Here is a 20,416-nt window from a genome sequence, read left to right as displayed (position 1 = left end):
CGTTCAGCAGAAAAGGCAAAGGTTTTGCGGGGCACACAACCCCGCGATTACAAAAACTGGCTATTACAGCTTGCAGGCACCGCTCGCGCAGCCATCATCTTGCTCATCACGAGCACCATCGCGCGTGTTGTGGTAGTAGAGCGTTTTAAGACCATACTTGTACGCGGTCAACAGATCCTTAAGCAGCTGCTTCATCGGTACTTTTTCGCCAGGGAACATGCTTGGGTCGTAGTTGGTGTTGGCAGAGATCGACTGATCCACAAACTTCTGCATGATGCCCACGAGCTGCAAGTAGCCGTCATTGCTACCAATGTTCCAGAGTAATTCGTAGTTATCGCGCAGCTCAGTGAAGTCTGGAACCACCTGCTTCATGATGCCATCTTTACTCGCCTTAACTGACACGTAGCCTCGTGGCGGCTCAATACCATTCGTGGAGTTAGTAATTTGAGATGATGTTTCACATGGCATAAGCGCCGTTAGCGTGCTGTTACGCAGACCAAACTCACGAATATCTTCGCGCAATGTTTCCCAGAAATACTGCAAAGGCTCTTCACAGTAATCGTCGATATCACGCTTATAGGTATCAATTGGCAGAACACCTTTAGCGTATGTCGTTTCATTGAACTTCTCACACGCACCCAACTCTTTCGCCAACTGGTTAGACGCTTTGAGCATGTAGTACTGAATCGCTTCAAATGTACGATGCGTTAGCGCATTAGCAGACCCGTCTGAATAACGAACACCGTTCTTCGCCAGGTAGTACGCGTAGTTAGTTACACCAACACCCAAAGTACGGCGAGCTTTCGTTGTCAGCTCCGCTGCGATAATCGGGTAATCTTGGTAATCCAACAGCGAATCAAGGGCACGGACTATAAGATCAGAAAGATCTTCCAGCTCATCTAGACTCTCCAATGCACCCAAGTTAAACGCAGACAGCGTGCATAGCGCAACCTCGCCTTCCGGATCATTGATCTCTTTCAACGGTTTCGTTGGCAAGATAACCTCAAGACAGAGGTTAGACTGCTTCACTGGTGCGACCTCAGGATCAAACGAGCTGTGCGTATTACAGTGGTCTACGTTCTGAATATAGATACGGCCAGTAGAAGCCCGCTCTGAGGCAAGCAAGCCAAACAGATCAACAGCTTTAACGGTCGATTTACGGATGCTGTCGTCTTTCTCGTACATTTCATAAAGACGCTCGAACTCTTCCTGATCAGCAAAGAACGCATCGTACAAGCCAGGTACTTCGTGGGGACTGAACAGCGTGATGTCACCGCCTTTGATCAAGCGCTGATACATCAATTTATTGAGCTGCACACCATAGTCCAGATGACGTACACGGTTCTCTTCAACGCCGCGATTGTTCTTCAGAACTAATAGGGATTCAACTTCAAGGTGCCACATCGGGTAAAACAATGTCGCTGCACCGCCTCGCACACCGCCCTGCGAGCAAGACTTAACCGCCGTTTGGAAGTGTTTATAAAACGGTATACAGCCGGTATGGAATGCCTCACCGTTGCGAATTGGGCTGCCCAGTGCACGAATGCGGCCGGCGTTAACGCCAATACCCGCACGCTGCGAAACGTACTTAACGATCGCCCCTGCTGTCGCATTGATAGAATCAAGGCTGTCACCACACTCGATCAATACACATGAACTAAACTGGCGCGTCGGCGTACGCACACCCGACATAATCGGCGTTGGCAATGACAGCTTGAACAACGATGTCGCATCATAAAAGCGCTTCACGTAGTCAAGACGCGTCTCTTTCGGGTAACCAGCAAACAGACAAGCAGCGACCAACATATAAAGGATCTGCGGGCTTTCAAAAACATCACCCGAAACGCGGTCTTGCACCAGATACTTACCTTCCAACTGCTTCACCGCCGCATAGCTGAAATTCATATCACGGTTATGGTCTAAATGGCTGTTAAGCTCGTCAAACTCCTCTTTGGAGTAGTCTTCGATAAGGTGCTTGTCATAGCGGCCGGATTCAACCATCGCAGCAACATGGTCGAACAGATGTGGTACATCGAAACTGCCAAAGGCACGCTTACGCAGATGGAAGATAGCTAAACGAGCAGCTAGATATTGATAGTCAGGTGCTGTTTCAGAGATTAAGTCTGCAGCAGATTTGATCAACGTCTCGTGAATATCAGACGTTCGAATACCTTCATAAAACTGTAAGTGTGCTTTGAGTTCAACTTCAGAAGGGGATACTTGATCCAGTCCCTGGGCTGCCCAGATGACTACACGGTGGATTTTTTCGAGATCAATCGTTTCAAGGCGTCCATCACGTTTAGTAACCATCAAATTTTGCTGCATAGCGACGCTCTTCCGCTCCGTCTAATAATTATCGACTAGGTGCTCGGCCTGACGTTTCCCTAAGACCAAACACTATGAATGGGTTACGTTTACGCTGCTCTAACAGACCACCAAAAACCAAACCACAAATTGTGGCCAAGTGGCTATTAAACACACAACATCTAGTGCATCAGCGAAAAGTTGCCACTAAATATAGAGGGAAAGCCTTTTTTTTCAATACTTGATTTTCGGGATTTTGTGTGCGCCAAGCGCGTCACTTTAAGGCTATCTTCAGTTGTGGTGGGACGCGATAATCGATTGCGTTTTTAGAAGAATAATTTTCAATTTATCACAAAAAATCACAAATCAATTTCATGCAAAAAAAAGCACTATTTTTTCGAATATTTGCTTTACACAAATATTTTTCATGCCTATTATACGCACCCCTTCAAGGTGAGGTTCCCGAGTGGCCAAAGGGATCAGACTGTAAATCTGACGCGAAAGCTTCGGTGGTTCGAATCCACCCCTCACCACCATTTCTTAGCTAAACATTGCTCAAACTTTTCCAAGCTCGCTCAAAGCGACCTCAATACTTCTCATCAACGTAAAAATTCAGAAAATTCTGAATATTGTTGAAAATATGCTCAATTTCTCGTTATAATTCCTAGCAAATCAGTCAGGTATATACAGGTTTTCTAATATGAGACTCGCAGAAGTTGAAGCGCTAATGCTCAATGTCGGCTTGGTTGTTTTTGCCGGTTTCGTTTTCTTTATTATTTATGATCTTGCAAAGCGCTCTAACGCAGGCAAGTTCGGTACATTTGTGCTGTTTTTCGCTCTTGGCTTAGGGCTCGCTGCATTTTTAGTGAAAACAGTCATCGTAGAGATGATGGGTGGCAGTGTATAACCACCCACTACGCTCTATGCCCCTGTGATCAACGTTGCGCTATGCTTGTCCAAACTCACCGTATAAGCTTTGCCAAAACCTGCAACGTAACGCACGCTCTTAGGGTTTAACTGAAAGAGCGTAAAATCAGGTAGCGTACGCAATAACCCTACGGTCTTTCCAAGCTGCGATTCCATACCATCCAGTATCTCTTCTTGATTCTCCGTAACCTGCGCAACTGCGCATCGCATCGAAATGCGCTCGCGAGCAAAAATATTTCGTGTGTCTTGTTCATCCCGTAACACCAGCACACCAATATCTTTTTCACTCAACAAGTGCTGAGTGTGCTCGGATAGGCCACTCGTCAAAATGTAAAAACTACCCTCACAGTGTAGATAGGGTACAACGCTGGCATTGGGAGTCCCATCAGAGTCAACCGTCGCCAAAACGAGCGTATCTATTTCGCTTAAAAGTTGCTGGAAATGACCCAGCACTACCTCTTGATCAACTGCCATGTATCACCTAACTGTCATAGAAAAGGGAGCCGTATTTTACAGCGGTATAACGTATAATGCAGACTTTACGTCTTACTCGGAATGAGCAGCATTATGGAACAAAAAACGGTTACAGTCGGCAATATCGAAATTTCCAATGATAAGCCCATGGTTCTTTTTGGCGGCATGAATGTGCTTGAATCACGTGATTTGGCGCTGAGTATTGCTGAGCACTACGTCAAGGTAACGGAAAAGCTCGACATACCTTATGTATTTAAAGCGTCGTTTGATAAGGCTAACCGCTCTTCCCTCAACTCCTTTCGCGGCCCAGGTCTTGATGAGGGCCTGAAGATTCTCGAAGAAGTTAAAAAGACATTTAATGTTCCGCTTATTACCGATGTGCACGAACCTTACCAAGCGGCCCCCACCGCTGAAGTGTGCGACATCATTCAGCTACCGGCGTTTCTCTCTCGCCAAACAGATCTTGTGCAAGCGATGGCTGATACCGGAGCGGTAATCAACATCAAAAAAGCGCAGTTCCTCGCACCTCACGAGATGAAACATATCCTGCATAAATGCCAAGAGGCCGGAAACAGCCGCTTGATTCTATGCGAACGAGGTTCCGCTTTTGGCTACAACAACCTAGTGGTCGATATGCTCGGTTTCTCTATTATGAAGGAGTTTGGTTTCCCAGTGATGTTTGATGCAACTCACGCCTTGCAGATGCCAGGTGGGCGCTCAGACTCTGCTGATGGGCGTCGCGCATTGGTGGCACAGCTCTCCCGCGCAGGTCTTTCTCAAGGGATAGCGGGCCTCTTCTTAGAAGCCCACCCAAACCCCGCAGAGGCGAAGTGTGATGGCCCTTGCGCCCTGCCATTAGATAAACTTGAGCCTTACCTTGCACAGATGAAAGCGGTAGATGAGCTTGTAAAAAGCTTCCCTGCTTTAAACACTGAAGGCTAAGTCAACAATTTGGCTTAAAACATGGCCCATCCTTAGCTATGATGGCGTGACGCTTTGCAAAGGATCGGGCTATGTCGTCGCAACACAACTCTCCACTGAATCAACTCTCTGACGGGCTTATTATTGGCCCAGAGCATCATCGCTTTAAACTGGTTGGCAGCGCTGTTTCACACCCGCTAGGGCAGCGCTGGGATGCCGAAGATATGAGCACCCCTAAACCAACACCAGTCTCACTCTTTGTACTTAGCCCACAATTGATCCGCAGCAAACCATTTTTAGCTGAGTTCAAAAAGCAGATTATCTTTGCAAAAAACCTCAAGCATAAGCACATTGCACAGACGTTTGGCTACTTTGTGCACAAAGGTGGGATGCTTTTTTTCACCACCGAAAGGCTCGATGGCCCGACGTTACAAACCCTTATCGACGATAAGCGCTCCAAGAAACTAAAAGAGACACAGCAACGCGGCCTTTTACTGCAGCTTGCATCTGCAACCGATGCTTTAGTGCAAAAGCTGCGCGATGCCCATGGCGCTCTCGCGCCGGATCTTATCTACATAAACCGGAAAGGTGGCGTAAAGATCCTACCGATAAATCCTCGCAAACTACTTAAAGAGGTAGCTGTCGCATTGGAGCCACCTTTTATGGCGGCAGCCTATCAGCCACCCGAGGCGTATCATGAAAACCCTCTCCCACTGAATGCCGACAGCTACTCCATTGCAGCCATGGTCTACGCGACGCTAACAGCAGCGCACCCGTTCAGCGCCAACGAAAGCGAAGCTGAACGGGTACAGCGGCGTCTTAAGCCTTTATCGAAACTTGGCTCAAAGTGGTCACAGCTTGAAGCAAGTTTAAGCACCTTACCTGAAGAGCGCGCCCAAAACGCAACAGCACTGATCGAAGGCCTCTTTGAACAGGACACGACCGAAGAAGCAGCAGATCCATCCCTCGATGAAACGGACACTCGCGACAGCAGCGTAGCCACCGAAACACCCAGTAGCCAAGCAGCCAAAAAAACAGCTGAGTCAGAGCCCAAACGATCACGCCGCTTTAGCGCAATCGGTTTGGGTATCGCCTTTGGTTTGGGCGCTGTCGCTGGTCTCTCGGTTAGCTTTTTACTACTTAGCCAGCAGCAAGCGATGATGACCGACAGCATCAATGCTTGGAAAGCGCAGGCAGAAAATTGGAAAGCCCGCGCGCAAGAGCACGAGCTGGCCGTCGCCGCACTGCAGCAAAGCCTCGCGCAAGCTGAGCAAGCGGCCGCTGCCGGAGCAGCCCCCTCTTCACCTAGTGAGTCGAGCGGCTTAAGCACATTTCGCGATGAACTCACCGTAGGCGGCTTTGGCCCCCGTATGGTGATATTACCAGCGGGTAGCTTCACAATGGGCGATAGCGCTGGCAAAGGTGATGATAATGAAAAACCGACATTGACCGTCACGATAGAAAAGCCGTTTGCGTTAGCAAAATACGAAGTCACCTTCGCAGAGTATGATCAATTCGCTCAGGCCACAGGCCGTAAACTTCCAGCTGATGAAGGCTGGGGACGCGGCCAACAACCGGTGATCAATGTGAGCTGGAACGACGCTCAAGCCTACACACAATGGCTCGCAGCACAAACAGGGCAACCATACCGCCTGCCGTCAGAAGCCGAATGGGAATACGCAGCACGAGCGGGAACCACAACAGCCTACTGGTGGGGCGATGAACTTTCACCAGCACACGCAGTCTGTGATGGGTGTGGCACGCAATGGGATGGCAAACGGCCAGCACCGGTGGGCTCTGTGAAAGAGAGCCCTTGGGGGTTACATGACATGAGCGGCAATGTTGATGAATGGGTCCAAGACTGCTACACCAGCAGCTACAACGGCCACCCAACGGATGGTAGCGCCCGCTTAAGTGGTAACTGTCAAAGCCGAGTCATGCGTGGCGGTTCATGGTTCGATATCGACCGCGTGATACGCCCTGCCAGCCGTTACCGGCATCCACTCAATGCCACACGTAATACTTGGGGATTCCGCGTTGCTTTGGATACCTCAAACTAATTCCGATCCATAGGATGATCAGCTATGAAGCATAACCTGCGTGCAGCAATTGTTATCTCTTTGTTTGCGTCGACTTCAACGCTTGCAGCACAACAACCCGTAACGATTACCGCAGAAGCGCAGCAAGATCTCGCGGTAACACTCTATTCCGACAACCTTGGGCTAATTCAGGATACCCGAGCACTGCCTAAGCTCGACAGCGCAGACAGAGTGGTGGTGCGGGACGTCAGCCAGCAGATGCAGACAGAGACGCTGCAAATTACCAATGCGGGCCGTATCAAGGAGCAAACGCTCAATAGCGCAGTGGTCAACTACCACGCCATGCTAACGCACTATCTTGGCAAGCAGGTCACACTGTCACGTGTGCAACCCTCCGGACAAGAGATCCAACAAAACGTCACTCTACTCAGCGTGGACGGTGCGACAATGCTCGTCGAGAACAATGCACGAGTCGAAACAGTGCCGATGAATGGCGATTGGCGCATTATCTTTCCCGAGAAACCGTCCGATCTGCTCATCAAGCCGAGCCTAACCTTCCGTACAGCCGGAACTGAGCAGCCTAGCAACGCAACGCTAAGTTACCTAAGCAGCGGTTTACGCTGGCAGATGGATTACGTGATGACGCTTAACGAGGCGCAAGACCGCCTCAACATCGATGGTTTGGCATCGCTGATGAACAATACCGGCACAGCGCTCGAAAATGCTCGTTTTCGTTTACTCGCAGGTGATGTAAACCAAGTCCGAAACGCACCGGTTATGCGCCGCAAAGAGGTACTAATGGCCGCTGCCATGGCAGACGAGAGCCAAGCAGGTAGCGGACCACAGAATATTGGCGAGTATAAGCTATACACCTTGCCAGAACCGATCACCCTACAAGACCAACAACGCACCCAAGTGCCGCTATTAAGCGCAAGCAACGTACCGGTGCAGTCGCTGCAGCGATATCAATTTTATGTTGGTAACCATATCGATAGTCATACAAGCAAAAGCAAACCGGAAAATATCATTCGCTTTAAAAATAGTGCAGAGAGTGGGTTAGATAAGGCGCTACCCGGCGGTAACGTAAGAATGTTTGCGCCCGATGGGCAGTCAGAGCTGCACTATATCGGCGGCGCGCAGCTACCGCAGACATCCCGTGGTGAGCAGATCGAACTGAGCACCGGTGCGGCGTTCGATGTCACCATCACACGCAAACAAACCGCGTTTGAAAACACCTTTGACGGCGCTATTGTCGAGTATGAATTGACGATAAAAAACGCAGCGGCTCAACCGCGTCAAGTGGAGATAGGCGCGATGTTTTCGCAACCATGGAAGCTTGAAAGTAGCACCTTTAAGCCCACCGAAACCAGCGGTGGCGCGGCTAAGTGGGCGATATCAGCCAGCGGAAAGACAGATACCGTTATGCGTATACGCGTGCGCCTGACTGATCGAAAATAACTCTCAAGGCGATGTCGGTAGCGCAGGCTGCCGGCGTTGCCACATCTCCGCTTTCGCAGCATCCGCCGATTGCCCTAACTCGCCGCTAGAAAACACTTTCATCAATCGTGAAATGGCTAATGTATGGCCTTGCTCAGCCGCTTGCTGATAGTAACGCAACGCCTTCTCTTCATTGGCTGAGAAATAGTGTTCAAACCCCTCTTCAAAGATACGGCCCATCTGATATTGAGCTTTCATATCACCGTGATCGGCAGCGCGTTGCAGATAGATACCGCCTTGAATACGATTTTCGACCCCATCACCCCGAAAGTGTAACAGGTGCCCATATACAGAGAGCGCTTTAGTGTGGTCATTATCGGCACAGAAGCGAAAGATCTTCATGAGCCACTCGTGGCGCTTGCGCGAACGTTTAAAAAAGCTAGAACGAAATACTCCGTAGGCCAGCGCAAAGATAATCGGTGCTAGCATCTTAATTAAAAACCGCATCACATGACCCCAATTCAGTTAAACGCCGCTAATATAGCACTTTATCTTGCTGATCATTCATTAATTACATTAGAACATAACCATATAGCGAACGAATCGATGAAAATAGCCAATCAGCACGGTAAACTCGATTTATCATAACCCAACGGAATAACAGAAAGGTTGCACAATGAAAGCGTTTCAGGACAACTCACTCACTATTGGCCGAACTCCTCTCGTCAGACTGGCACGTTTAGCACCCGATGCAGAGATCTACGCGAAGATCGAATCCCGCAACCCAGCAGGCTCCGTTAAATGCCGAATCGGTGCCAGCATGATCTGGTCAGCGGAAGAGTCTGGTCAGCTCAAACCAGGGATGACGCTGGTCGAGCCCACCAGCGGCAATACCGGCATTGCGCTGGCGTTTGTTGCTGCGTCCCGTGGTTACAAGTTGAAGCTCACGATGCCCTCTTCTATGAGTATTGAGCGCCGTAAGCTCATGAAGGCGCTGGGCGCTGAGATCGTCCTCACAGCACCAGAAAAAGGTATGAAAGGTGCCATCGAGAAAGCACAAGAGCTGGTTGATGAAGCTCCCGACACCACGCTGATGCTGCAACAGTTCCAGAACCCTGCAAACCCAGAGATTCATGTAAAAACAACCGGTCCTGAAATTTGGGAAGATACGGAAGGTGAGATCGAGTTGTTTGTGGCAGGTGTTGGCACCGGCGGAACGATCACGGGTGTCTCACGCTATATCAAAGAGGTTCAAGGCAAAGCGATCACTAGCGTAGCGGTAGAACCGGTTGACTCACCCGTTATTACCCAAACACTTAACAACGAAACGGTTCAGCCAGCACCTCATAAGATTCAGGGAATCGGCGCAGGCTTTGTACCGGGTAACTTAGATCTATCGTTGGTGGATCAGGTTGAACAGGTCAGCAACGAAGAAGCGATGGAAACCGCACGTCTATTGATGCAAAAAGAGGGTATTTTGGCTGGCATCTCATGCGGTGCCGCCACCGCTGCCGCGTTGCGTGTTGCTCAACAGCCAGAACATAAAGGTAAAAAGATTGTTGTGCTGTTGCCTGACTCTGGCGAGCGTTACCTATCCACGCTGCTGTTTGATGGTATGTTCACAGAAAACGAACTTAACCAATAAGCACATCACTACCATTAACAAAGCCGCCAACTAAGGGCGGCTTTTGTGTTTATGCGCTACGGAATCCGTGAAATAATTCCCCCCCCTGCCGCACAATAAGAGATGGGCATGTGAAGAATCTATTTCTCCCTGTTGGGCTACTGATAAGCTTTGTCGTCGCATGGCTATTCCCCGCATTGGGTAACCAACTGAAAGAGCTGGGGTTGATCCCTTGGACGGTCGTCGCGATCTTTATCGTGAACGGCTATCAAACCAAGCTAAGCGAGCTTCCGAAAGATAAGCACTTCTTCTCCGCGCTAGCGGCAGCTGGCATCATCACCCTGCTCCTCGCCCCTCTGCTGGGTAGCGTCGTCGCACACTTTTTAGCGTTTGGCAGTGGTATGGCGCTTGGGCTGATCGTTAAAGCAACGGTGCCCTCCACGCTCTCAACCTGTATCGTCATGACGCAATTGGCCGGAGGCAACGCACTTTGGGCATTGATGATCACTGTGATTCTCAATGTCATCGGTGTGTTCACGATTCCAATGATGCTATCGCTGACACTTGGCGGAGCAGATGGCATCGCGCTATCGCCTTGGGACCTGCTTTTTAAATTAATATTACTGGTGCTACTACCCTTTATCGGTGGCCTCGCTGCAAAGCGCCTGTTAAGCCTGTCGCCGAATCATATTGTTTTGCAGTACCTTCCCTCTAGTTGCGTTATCGCAGCGGTTTGGATGTCGCTATCAAGTTCTAACGATGTCTTCCGCTCGTTGGAATGGGGGGTGCTACTTAAAATCCTTATCGCAACCTTTGTCGTGCACTTTGGTTTGATGGCACTCGCTTGGATGGCTAGCCGATTACTGAAAACCCCAAATGAGGGCGTTGTCGCGCTATTGCTCACCAGCTCGCAAAAAACACTGCCTGTTGCAGTAAGTGTTTTAGCAGCCTTGAACCAACAAGTGGGTGAGGCCATTCTGGTGTGTGTGCTATTTCATTTTATCCAGCTCTTTGCCGATGCATCTCTGGTGCCGAAAATGGCCAAGCGCTGGCAGCAGGCTTAGCAAACATACTTAAGCGCTATCACAGTGATCGGAAACCGAACAATTACGTACAGAGTACGTGGTTAAATAGGTAAACAAGTGATGTTGATCTCCGAGCTAAAAAAACTGTCCAAACAACACAAGGTTGATCAGGTTCGTTTTATTCGTCACGGTTTTCAGCCGATGCTGATTGAGGTGACCTCCCAACAGGGCAATGATATTGAGTTGCTTACCGATCACCTCCGACAACCGCTACGTGTACAGTCGTTACCTGAGGCGTATGCCATCTGCCGCAAAGCGGGGATACACCAAGCTAAGTTGCAACAGTACATCCCACAAGATGAGGCATGTGCTGGCAACAGCTCGCTACATCAAGAACGCGATATGACATTGAGATTTTAAAGATGAGTGATATTCAAAACGCGGCTATCATCGGTGCCGGGTTAGCAGGATGCTACCTAGCCCAGCAGCTTACGAAAGCGGGCATCGCCACCACCGTATTTGAAAAAAGCCGTGGCACTGGCGGCCGCCTATCAAGCTGCCGTTTAGGAGAGGGAAGTGCAGACCTAGGTGCCCCCTATTTCGATGCAACAACCGACGAGTTCCGTGACTGGATAAAAACCCAGCCCAATATTGTTCAGTGGTGCGATATTTCTAGCCCGGCCACCTCAGCACCAACGCGCTATACCGCAACACCGCGTCAAAGCGCACTAACACGCGCGCTACTATCAGACTCAACACTATGCGCCGCAACTCGCATCGCATCGATCCAAGAACATACCGATGGGCGCAAGCAACTAACCACTGACGATCAGCAAACCTATGGCCCATTTGATGCGGTATTCGTGTGTGCCCCTGCGCAACAAGCTGCCTACTTGCTGAGCCCAGCGCCTGACTTTGCAGATATCGCGAGCCGCGTACAGCCCACCATGAACTGGGTCATCGTGATCGAAGTGGAGGTCGAAGATAGCACCGAAGTGAACCACTACGAAGCGCCCCACCTTGTTATTGCTCGCGCTATTAAGGACAGTGCTAAACCCGGCCGTAAAGCCAGCGCAGAGCATCGCGAGACGTGGATGATTGAAGCTGACGCCGACTGGAGCCGAGTACACGAAGATGCAGATGCGGATTGGGTATACGAGACTCTGCTCAGCGCTTTTGCGGCCATCTTAGCACGCCCATTTAACGTTACAGGAAAACGCACCCACCGCTGGCTGTACTCGCGCCATATTAACCCGGTAATTGGCAGTCTATGGAGTGAAGAAAGCCGCATAGGTGCCTGTGGTGACTGGTTAGATATTGGCGGCGTGGAAGGCGCTTGGCGTAGCGCCCATGATTTGAGTCAGCGCGTTTTGGCGCATACGAAAGCGGGTTAATCCTCTTTAGTAAACACGATGGTCACCGTGCCCACATGCAGCCCCCATTTGGTAATCCGAGCACGGCTGACCATTACCCCACCCGAAAACAGCACCATCTTGTCATCGAAAGCAAATTTGATCGGTATACCACCTGCGCGCAGCGCCATCTGATAACGCCACGAAAAACGGTTTCCTTCAGCTTTGCCCCGTGCCTGAGAGGGAATGTCGTCGGCAAAGCCGATATAACTACCCGCGCGATTTTGGATGCGCCAAATACGATGTTCTTTCTTGCCGTCGTCGAAGATAAAGTGCTCATCGAGCGTCAAATTGCCCTCGTCCACAGTGCCATCGACGCTCACCACAAACGAGCGCTGGATTCGGCCAAAGCGATCTTCAAATAAGCCAGCCGCCTGAGTTTTACCGCGAAAGTACTCAAAAATGTTCAGCGTTGGCTGGCAAAAACTGGAATCGCTCACTTGACCTCCTACTCGATTGCATAGATACACGTTTTACGCACCTGCAAACACTTCAGATCAAATGAGGAAAAGCTAGAAAAGATAACGCTGTGCGATAGCCGCCACATCAACGCGGGCTTTGAAGCGCGTTGCGATAAGATAAAGGCCGGCTAATTTACGGTGCAAAAACAGCACATCAGGTGGCGGCGTGTGCCACGCATCAGGGTTTGAACTGATCTCCAAGCCCTTTTGATGAATACGCTGCGCTAAATCCGTTGCGCCAAAATCGTAGACGCCATCGCTACGCAGCGGCTCCATCGCCATCATAAAAATATCGAGCACTAAAGGCAGATTACTTTGCTGGCGATTCTGCGCAAAGAAGCCAAGGTCAGATAGCGCTTGCGCTAACGTGTCGCTCTGCTGCTCGATCGCTGCCCGTATCGCACGACAGTATCGTTCAACAAAGGGGCGTTCAAACGCGCGATTAGCACCAAAATCGAGCAGCACAACCTTATCCTCTGCGGTGCTGTACTGGTAGTTCGCTAAGTTAGGATCGGTCTGTACGAAGCCAAACTGCGTAAACTCCATCAATAGAAGCTCAAATAGATCAGCGACACACCGATCACGCACTGATTGGGGAGCTGACTGCAACGCGTCCAGCGAGACACCCTCCACATAACTCATGCAAAGGATCTCAGGTGTTGAGTAGTCGCTGAAAAAGCGTGGCATCAAAAACCGATCTTTGAGTGCACTGGTACTTAATGCTGCGTAATACTCTTCGATGCTAGCACCCTCAAGGGCGTAGTCTGCCTCGCGCTTAAGCTGTGAGCGCGCTTCGTCGATAAGCGGGTTGAGATCGAGCTCTTTAGGGATCAAGCCACTCAAGCGCAGCAGACCAAATACGTTATCTAAATCGCTATCGATACTCTCTTTTACGCCGGGGTACTGGATCTTAACTGCCATGTCCTGCTCATTACGGCTCATGGCTCGGTGTACCTGTCCAATAGAGGCAGCGGCGATGGGCTCGAAGGAGAAGCGCACGAAGTTATCAGACCAGTTTTCGCCCCAATTACGCTCTAGAGCATCATGTAGCTGCACAGCTGGCATAATGACCGCATCTTCGCGCAGCCGCTCTAAAATAGCGGTTAGCTCCGCAGGCAACAGGTTGCCTGTGTCCATCGATAGCAACTGCCCAACCTTCATTGCTGCACCGCGCATCGTTGCAAGCTTATTTGCTAACTGCTGCATGTTGCTGGGAGTTAACAGCAGATCACGCGCCGCTGGGCGCTGTCCGCGTGCCAGTTGCTTTCCCCCATCAATCAACATATTGCCCGCTACACGGCCAGCTAGCGACCCTAAACGCCCCAGCCGAGAGATACGTGAACGTGGCACCGCGACCGCACGTTTGGTTTGCTCACTCATTCGGCAAGTTCGCTTGGATGAGGTTCACGAGCGTCGTGTCATTAGGCTCGATGTGGCTTTTGTAGCTGCCTAACAGCTTGCCCTCGGGTGAGATGAGATATTTGTGGAAGTTCCAGCCGGGATACTCGCCCGCCTCGTCGGCTAGCTGCTGGTAGAAAGGATGTGCAGAGCCTTGACGCGCGTGTACCTTCTCGAACATTGGGAACTGCACACTGTATGTGAGGCGGCAGAAGTCGCTAATTTCTTGTTCGGTACCCGGTTCTTGACCGGCAAAATCATTCGATGGAAAGCCGAGTACCACCAAGCCTTTCTCTTTGTATTTGGAGTAAAGGCCCTCAAGCCCTTCATACTGGCGGGTAAACGCACACTTGCTGGCAGTATTGACCACCAGAACCAGCTTATCTTGGTACGTTTCGCAGAGGCGTTCCGTTTGCGTCTCGCCTAACCGTTTAAAGGTGTAATCCAACAAAGCGCTGCAAGACTGAGCAAAAGCGGACGGTGCGCAGGGCCCAATCGCTACCACTAAACATGCCTTTAACGCCAAACGATTCAAGCCCATAACACCTCCGCTACTTCGCACGATATAAATTAAATGTAATTGCGCAGCCCTAGCTCATGGGGATATGGGTCTAGGTACGCCTGGGATTTTATGTAATCACTACCATGGCGTTTAAGATAATGCTTCAACAACGCAAGCGGCACCGTTAGGTTAACTTTGCTGGTGCGGTACTGATCAATGGCATCTAGTAAGTCTTGCTTTGTTTCAGAGTCAATATCACGCTTGAGGTAACCCATAATGTGCATCAACACATTGGTGTGTGATTTACGGTTGGCACGTTTAGTCAGGTGTTCCATTAAGCGCAAAATATAGGTGTTGAGCACCTCTTCTAATGGCGCTTTGGGCGCATCAGTCGCTAGATATTTACCCAGTTCCCGGTAACCCTCGTAGCTGTGCGCCATAAGTTGATACTTGTGGCGACTGTGAAACTGAATCACTTTGTGCAGCGTGGGTTGCTCCATCACGCTGCGTTGCCATTCGTAATAAACGAAAACGCGTGTAATAAAGTTTTCTCTGAGGATTGGGTCGTGTAAGCGCCCCTCCTCTTCCACTGGTAACGCAGGATGCAGGTCCATTAAACGTGCAGCATACGCACCGCGCCCTGATATGTTGGGCATACCATTTTCATGATAGATCTTGACGCGCTCCATGCCGCAGCTGGGCGAACCCTTCATCAACACGTAGCCGCATAACTCTTTGTGTGACTCGAACACCTCTTCGGCGTAGGCGTGCAGCTTATCGGTTACGTCCATCGATGGATCTTTTGTACCGACAACACGAGGGGCATCAGCGTCTCCAACGAGGCGTATCGGCTCACGCGGGATCGGCAATCCGATCGCAACTTCAGGACAGAAAGAGATAAACTCGAAGCAATCACTAAGCACATTCAAGCAATAGCGCGATTGTTTATGGCCGCCGTCAAATCGGACTTTCTGGCCTAGCAAACACGCGCTGATCCCAACAGGAATAGATGGTTTTTGCTCTGAACTTTCCATGACCTACCCTCTAGTAAAAATAGCTTCCAGTGACACTAGAAACCGGTAATCGGTTGTACAATTTTTCCTAGCAAGGTGCTGAACTTCAGCGGCGCCTCTGTAGCGATCAAACAGATACAGTCAACTTCACTGTCCACCAGTGGCTGATGTTCGATATCACCATCCAGATCGGCAATATCACCGGCTGTAAAGCGGCCAACCTCATCAGAGAACGAGCCTTGCAATATTAAGGTTAGCTCATTTCCATCGTGCGAGTGCGGTAACATCGCTTTGCCCGGCGCTATACGCAGCAACCGCGACACGCCGCCGCGTTCTGATTTGCATGGCAGGTCGTGATAGTAAACACCAGGAACAATAGTTCGCCACTCAACGGTGTCTAACGATCCGCCAATGTAATCCTGTAACGGCGCTGGGACCGAACGGGCATCTACGGCGCGATCACGGTGAATCTCTGTCGGCGCGATTGCGGCATTAACTGATGGCTCATTATCGAGCGCGGCTAGCACTGAATCGAGCGCATCGCCTTTAATAGCCGCAGGCTGCAAACCTTCTAGCAGCATGCCTCCGATCGCCTCAGAGTCTTTGACACGTTCACGGCATTTAGGGCACATGGCAATGTGGCACGCAACCACCAACGCCATCGCCTGTGACATCGATCCAGCCGCATAGCTGACCAATGTCGCTTCATCAAGGTGATGTTTAACGTTCATACATCATCTCTCCACATGTGTTTCAACTTCTCAGAGGCTAGTCGGATGCGCGATTTGACGCTCCCAAGCGGCACGCCTAACCGATCCGAAATATCGGTGTGTGATCGGCCCTCAAAAAACGACATATAGATAACTTGTGCTTGGTTTTCCGGCAACGTGTTGATCGCTTTTATCATTCGATCTGTTAAAACGGAATCTGCACACTCGTCTTTTGAGTCGTCTGGCTCTTCGTGCCACTCCTCCAAGCCATACTCTGGATACTTCTGTTTTCGCATCCAATCGATACTTTGGTTCCGCGCGAGCGTGAAAATCCACGTGCTAGCCGATGCTTTTTTGCGATGATACAGATGCGCTTTTCTCCATACGGATAGCATCGTTTCTTGCATAATCTCTTCGGCGGTTGATTCCACTAGCCCAAGACGCAAAATGTAAGACTTTACACGCGGTGCAAAATGCTGGAATAGCTGCACAAACGAGCTGCGGTCGCGTTCCTCTGCAACCCGCTCCAGCAGAGCGCTCCAATCTTGAGCCGTTGTCGGCCTGATCATAGCTATATTTTCCACTTCATCACCCGGTGGTTTGTTATCCATAACGCTCCTTACGCTGGTGGATTTAATTCAGATCATATGAGTTGGGCAAAAGGCTATCGTAGTGATCTTTTTCACAGGGGATCGCGTAAACTCCACTAACATCAACACTTTCCTGCCGACTGAGAACTACATTATGGAATCGAATAACAACTTAAAAGCCATACACCCCCGCAAAATCGCGGTGATCGGCTCCGGCATATCTGGATTAAGTTGCGCTTGGCTCCTCAATCAGGTTCACGACGTAACCCTATATGAAAAAGATGATCGCCTAGGCGGACACTCCAATACAATTACTTGCAGTGTAGACAACCAAATCATTGATGTGGACACCGGTTTCATTGTTTACAACCCAGTGAACTACCCAAATCTAGTCAGATTTTTTGAGAGTTTACAGGTTAAAACATGCGAAACCGACATGTCATTCGCAGTATCAATTAATAGCGGACAACTGGAATACGCCGGAACCGGACTTGCTGGATTACTCGCCCAAAAGCGCAACACGTTCCGACCAATCTTCTGGAAAATGGTAAGAGAGCTGCTGCGCTTCTATCGTGATGCTAGTACCCTACATCAAAAATACGACCTAGAGCGTATGTCACTGGGCGAGCTGCTGAAAAGCGAGAAGTACGCAGATACCTTTATATACGACCACCTGCTACCAATGGGTGCAGCGATTTGGTCAACACCTGTCGATAAGATGCTCAACTACCCAGCTGGCGCGTTCCTGCGTTTCTGCCAAAACCATGGTCTAGTGCAACTCAAAGACCGCCCCCAGTGGCGCACCGTCGTTGGTGGCAGCCGCCAATATGTCGATAAGGTTGCTGACGCGTTAGGCGACTCGATTCGCTTAAATAGCCGCGTACACAAAATCACCCGGTTTGACGACTATGTTGTCGTCGAAGACCACCATGGCAACCAAGAGATTTACGACGATGTCGTGCTTGCTTGCCATTCAGATCAGGCCTTGTCTTTGCTTGCAGATGCAACAGGGGATGAACGCACGCTGTTACAACGCTTCCCATACCAGCGTAACAAAGCCTACCTACACCTAGATGCTAGCCTAATGCCACAGCGCGAGGCGGCATGGTCGAGCTGGAACTACCTCTCTGAAGGAGAGCGCGATGACTCACAGCGTGTCTCGGTGACCTATTGGATGAACAAGCTGCAACCGATTGGTGTTGAGCGCCCGGTTTTTGTGTCGCTCAATCCACTCGAGGAGCCTGCACAAGGCACCATTTTACGCAGCTTCTTTTATGACCACCCAGAGTTTGGGAAAGATGCCCTCACCTCTCAACAACAGCTATGGTCGCTCCAAGGTAAGCATCGCACTTGGTTCTGTGGCGCTTATTTTGGCTATGGTTTCCACGAAGATGGTATTCAATCGGGGATCGCTGTAGCCGAGCAGTTGGGAGGCATCCCGCGCCCATGGCAGCTCGATGAGCCAAACACCCGTATTTTTGTCACTGACACCACACCCAAACCTTTGAGCCGCCCTCAAAAGGAGCAAGCGCATGGATAAACTCGCATCAGCGCTGTACGAAGGGCATGTGATGCATCATCGCTTTCGCCCAGCGACACATCGCTTTATCTATCGCGTGTTCTCCTGTTTGATCGACCTTGATGAGCTTGAGCGCCTGAATAAACTGCGTTTTTTCTCCGTCAATCGTTTCAATCTGTTCTCATTTCACGAGAAGGACCATGGCAGCGGTGAGCGAGGGTTACGCACAAGGATCACTCAGCTACTCAGCAAGCGGGGCTTCGAGAGCGCAACAGATTCAATCCGCGTGCTCTGCTATCCCCGCATTTTGGGTTATACCTTTAATCCGTTAAGCGTCTATTTTTGTTACAACCGCCAACAAGAGCTCGAGGTGGTGCTGTACGAAGTTAATAACACGTTTGGCTCGCGCCACACCTACTTGGTAAAGGCTGAGCAAGGCGCGACTGTACTGCGTCAGCAGTGCAACAAGTTGATGTACGTTAGCCCTTTTATGCCGATGGATACCGCGTACGGTTTTAGGATTGTACCGCCGACGAAACAAGTGGCTGTTTGTATTCGCCAAACAGAGGTGGATAGCGAAAGCGAGCAACGGCACCCTATCTTGCATGCCACCTTCACCGGCACTCATCAAACGCTAAACGATAAGCAATTGATCAAAGCCTTTACGAAATACCCTTTGATGACCCTCAAAGTGATCACTGCGATTCACTGGGAAGCGCTGAAGTTATGGCGCAAAAAACTTGTGATTCAACCTAGAGATAAAGAGATCAGCCAAAGCATAAGCTGGCAGGACGACCACGGAGAGTTTCACTATGAAAGCCTATGAGCCATTATCGAACACAGCTGTATCGAGCGATGCTCCCAAAAGCTGGTTAGAGCAGCGCGTCGCACAGCGCTTGTCTACTGCGCTGCAAGAGGCCGAATCGGGCTTATTAGTTACGTTCCCAAGTGGCTATCAAAAGCGGATGGGAGCTGCCGTTGAGCAAGCACCGAAAGCTGACCTAAAACTGCACAGTCTAAAGCCCTTCCTGCGCTTGTTGACCGGCGGCATCAATGGCTGGTCGGAAGCCTACCTTGCCGGTGAATGGGATAGCAGCGACTTGAGCGCACTCATCCGCTGGGGCTTACGCAACGAGCACGCCCTCAGCGGCCTAGCGAAAGCACGTTTTCTGGTTCAAGCCTTGCATAACCTGTATCACAAGCGTCGCGATAATACGAAACAGGGCAGCCGCCGTAACATCGCCGCGCATTATGATCTTGGTAACGATTTCTACCAGCTCTGGCTGGACGATACGATGACCTACTCGGCGGCGTTGTATCGTGATTACGGCGAATCACTGCAAGCTGCGCAGGTGAATAAGTACAACCGTATCTTAGAGCTTTTGGATGCACCCAAGGGCGCCTCGATTATCGAAATTGGTTGTGGTTGGGGCGGTTTTGCCCACCAAGCGGCCAGCCAAGGCTACCACGTTGATGGCATCACCCTCTCAACTGAACAGCTCAAGTGGGCGCAGGAGGTGGCGGTCTCGGCTGGTTTTGAAGAGCAGGTGAATTTAAGCCTAACAGACTATCGCGATCTGGACGCCAAATATGATGGTGTAGTATCCATCGAGATGTTTGAGGCGGTCGGCGAGTCTCACTGGGATACCTACTTCGCCAAGCTCAACCAAGTGCTTAAACCGGGCGCAAATGCGGTTTTGCAGATCATCACGATTGACGACGAGCGCTTTCATAGTTATCGAAAACAAGCTGACTTTATCCAACGCTACGTATTTCCCGGCGGCATGTTACCTAGCGTTGCGATGTTGCGGAAAAAAGCCGACGAGCATGGTTTTGAGCTCACTACACAACAGATGTTCGGCCATGATTACGCTCAGACACTACGTGAGTGGGCGGCTAAATTCGAGCAGCACTGGCCTACTATTCGCCAGCAAGGCTTTGATGATCGCTTTTACCGCTTGTGGCGCTACTATCTTGCCTACTGCGAAGGTGGGTTTGATGAGAACTCGATTGATGTAGGGTTCTTTGTGCTAACACCGAAAGCATAGGGTTTAGAAATG

The 20,416-nt window shown here is 50.3% G+C and carries 20 protein-coding genes and 1 tRNA gene; 12 read left to right on the top strand and 9 right to left on the bottom strand.

Annotated elements, in window-relative coordinates:
- Window positions 1–63: 63 nt before the first annotated feature.
- Window positions 64–2,325 (bottom strand): class 1a ribonucleoside-diphosphate reductase subunit alpha, encoded by a 2,262-nt coding sequence (nrdA, locus tag EOE65_RS16235; protein ID WP_127695673.1) that lies wholly within the window; start codon window positions 2,323–2,325, stop codon window positions 64–66.
- Between the two features lie 431 nt (window positions 2,326–2,756).
- On the opposite strand from nrdA, the gene EOE65_RS16230 reads away from it, so the two are divergent.
- Together EOE65_RS16230 and EOE65_RS16225 are read left to right on the top strand one after the other, a co-directional pair.
- A tRNA-Tyr gene (locus EOE65_RS16230) sits at window positions 2,757–2,840 on the top strand.
- A 164-nt stretch (window positions 2,841–3,004) separates the two neighbouring features.
- A complete protein-coding gene (locus EOE65_RS16225; RefSeq protein WP_127695671.1) occupies window positions 3,005–3,211 on the top strand; it encodes a DUF2788 domain-containing protein in 207 nt (68 codons plus the stop codon).
- Between the two features lie 14 nt (window positions 3,212–3,225).
- Here the strand turns inward: EOE65_RS16225 and EOE65_RS16220 are convergent, their stop codons facing one another.
- The gene (locus EOE65_RS16220; RefSeq protein ID WP_127695669.1) at window positions 3,226–3,705 is read right to left on the bottom strand and encodes a HugZ family pyridoxamine 5'-phosphate oxidase; all 480 of its coding nucleotides are present in this window, start codon (window positions 3,703–3,705) and stop codon (window positions 3,226–3,228) included.
- A gap of 93 nt (window positions 3,706–3,798) precedes the next feature.
- Between EOE65_RS16220 and kdsA the strand changes: the two genes are divergently transcribed.
- From kdsA to EOE65_RS16205, 3 genes are all read left to right on the top strand, one after another.
- The gene (gene kdsA, locus EOE65_RS16215) at window positions 3,799–4,647 is read left to right on the top strand and encodes a 3-deoxy-8-phosphooctulonate synthase (protein ID WP_127695667.1); all 849 of its coding nucleotides are present in this window, start codon (window positions 3,799–3,801) and stop codon (window positions 4,645–4,647) included.
- Window positions 4,648–4,718: 71 nt separating this feature from the next.
- Window positions 4,719–6,686, top strand: coding sequence for an SUMF1/EgtB/PvdO family nonheme iron enzyme (locus EOE65_RS16210; RefSeq protein ID WP_127695665.1), 1,968 nt, complete (start codon window positions 4,719–4,721; stop codon window positions 6,684–6,686).
- A gap of 24 nt (window positions 6,687–6,710) precedes the next feature.
- Window positions 6,711–8,123: a DUF4139 domain-containing protein gene (locus tag EOE65_RS16205; RefSeq protein ID WP_127695663.1), complete on the top strand. Its 1,413-nt coding sequence runs from the start codon at window positions 6,711–6,713 to the stop codon at window positions 8,121–8,123.
- A gap of 3 nt (window positions 8,124–8,126) precedes the next feature.
- On the opposite strand, the gene EOE65_RS16200 is transcribed toward EOE65_RS16205, so the two are convergent.
- Window positions 8,127–8,609: a tetratricopeptide repeat protein gene (locus EOE65_RS16200; RefSeq protein ID WP_127695661.1), complete on the bottom strand. Its 483-nt coding sequence runs from the start codon at window positions 8,607–8,609 to the stop codon at window positions 8,127–8,129.
- 169 nt (window positions 8,610–8,778) lie between these two features.
- Here EOE65_RS16200 and cysK point away from each other — a divergent pair, with 169 nt between their 5' ends.
- From cysK to EOE65_RS16180, 4 genes are all read left to right on the top strand, one after another.
- Window positions 8,779–9,747, top strand: a complete 969-nt coding sequence (gene cysK, locus EOE65_RS16195) for a cysteine synthase A (protein WP_127695659.1) — start codon at window positions 8,779–8,781, stop codon at window positions 9,745–9,747.
- Window positions 9,748–9,857: 110 nt separating this feature from the next.
- Complete coding sequence (locus EOE65_RS16190; RefSeq protein WP_164847142.1) at window positions 9,858–10,790, top strand: bile acid:sodium symporter; 933 nt, start codon at window positions 9,858–9,860, stop codon at window positions 10,788–10,790.
- A gap of 78 nt (window positions 10,791–10,868) precedes the next feature.
- Window positions 10,869–11,171, top strand: a complete 303-nt coding sequence (locus EOE65_RS16185) for a hypothetical protein (protein WP_127695655.1) — start codon at window positions 10,869–10,871, stop codon at window positions 11,169–11,171.
- A gap of 2 nt (window positions 11,172–11,173) precedes the next feature.
- Window positions 11,174–12,145, top strand: coding sequence for an NAD(P)/FAD-dependent oxidoreductase (locus tag EOE65_RS16180; RefSeq protein ID WP_164847141.1), 972 nt, complete (start codon window positions 11,174–11,176; stop codon window positions 12,143–12,145).
- Here the strand turns inward: EOE65_RS16180 and EOE65_RS16175 are convergent.
- The 6 genes from EOE65_RS16175 to EOE65_RS16150 form a co-directional block, all read right to left on the bottom strand.
- Window positions 12,142–12,603: a DUF3833 family protein gene (locus EOE65_RS16175; RefSeq protein ID WP_164847140.1), complete on the bottom strand. Its 462-nt coding sequence runs from the start codon at window positions 12,601–12,603 to the stop codon at window positions 12,142–12,144. The genes EOE65_RS16180 and EOE65_RS16175 overlap by 4 nt on opposite strands.
- 72 nt (window positions 12,604–12,675) lie before the next feature.
- Window positions 12,676–14,004: an ABC1 kinase family protein gene (locus tag EOE65_RS16170; protein WP_127695649.1), complete on the bottom strand. Its 1,329-nt coding sequence runs from the start codon at window positions 14,002–14,004 to the stop codon at window positions 12,676–12,678.
- Window positions 13,997–14,563 (bottom strand): glutathione peroxidase, encoded by a 567-nt coding sequence (locus tag EOE65_RS16165; protein ID WP_127695647.1) that lies wholly within the window; start codon window positions 14,561–14,563, stop codon window positions 13,997–13,999. The genes EOE65_RS16170 and EOE65_RS16165 overlap by 8 nt, the downstream gene beginning before the upstream one ends.
- Before the next feature lie 29 nt (window positions 14,564–14,592).
- Window positions 14,593–15,558 (bottom strand): YbgA family protein, encoded by a 966-nt coding sequence (locus EOE65_RS16160; protein ID WP_127695645.1) that lies wholly within the window; start codon window positions 15,556–15,558, stop codon window positions 14,593–14,595.
- Between the two features lie 35 nt (window positions 15,559–15,593).
- A complete protein-coding gene (locus tag EOE65_RS16155; RefSeq protein WP_127695643.1) occupies window positions 15,594–16,268 on the bottom strand; it encodes a ChrR family anti-sigma-E factor in 675 nt (224 codons plus the stop codon).
- Window positions 16,265–16,858, bottom strand: coding sequence for a sigma-70 family RNA polymerase sigma factor (locus EOE65_RS16150; protein WP_127695641.1), 594 nt, complete (start codon window positions 16,856–16,858; stop codon window positions 16,265–16,267). Before EOE65_RS16150 ends, EOE65_RS16155 begins: the two co-directional genes overlap by 4 nt.
- Before the next feature lie 133 nt (window positions 16,859–16,991).
- Here EOE65_RS16150 and EOE65_RS16145 point away from each other — a divergent pair, with 133 nt between their 5' ends.
- Genes EOE65_RS16145 through EOE65_RS16135 form a run of 3 tightly spaced genes read left to right on the top strand, consistent with a single transcriptional unit; the run spans window position 16,992 to window position 20,404 of the window.
- The gene (locus tag EOE65_RS16145; RefSeq protein WP_127695639.1) at window positions 16,992–18,377 is read left to right on the top strand and encodes an NAD(P)/FAD-dependent oxidoreductase; all 1,386 of its coding nucleotides are present in this window, start codon (window positions 16,992–16,994) and stop codon (window positions 18,375–18,377) included.
- Window positions 18,370–19,182 carry a DUF1365 domain-containing protein gene (locus EOE65_RS16140; RefSeq protein ID WP_127695637.1) on the top strand — a complete coding sequence of 271 codons (813 nt, stop codon included), beginning with the start codon at window positions 18,370–18,372 and terminating at the stop codon, window positions 19,180–19,182. Before EOE65_RS16145 ends, EOE65_RS16140 begins: the two co-directional genes overlap by 8 nt.
- On the top strand, window positions 19,169–20,404 hold the full coding sequence (locus EOE65_RS16135; protein WP_127695635.1) for an SAM-dependent methyltransferase: 1,236 nt from the start codon (window positions 19,169–19,171) through the stop codon (window positions 20,402–20,404). Before EOE65_RS16140 ends, EOE65_RS16135 begins: the two co-directional genes overlap by 14 nt.
- The last annotated feature ends 12 nt before the right edge of the window (window positions 20,405–20,416 follow it).

It is taken from the genome of Neptunomonas marina, from assembly GCF_004005935.1.
GTDB lineage: Bacteria > Pseudomonadota > Gammaproteobacteria > Pseudomonadales > Balneatricaceae > Neptunomonas > Neptunomonas marina.
The sequence above is the reverse complement of the archived record's forward strand: the minus strand, read 5'-3'. Positions and strand labels throughout refer to the sequence as shown.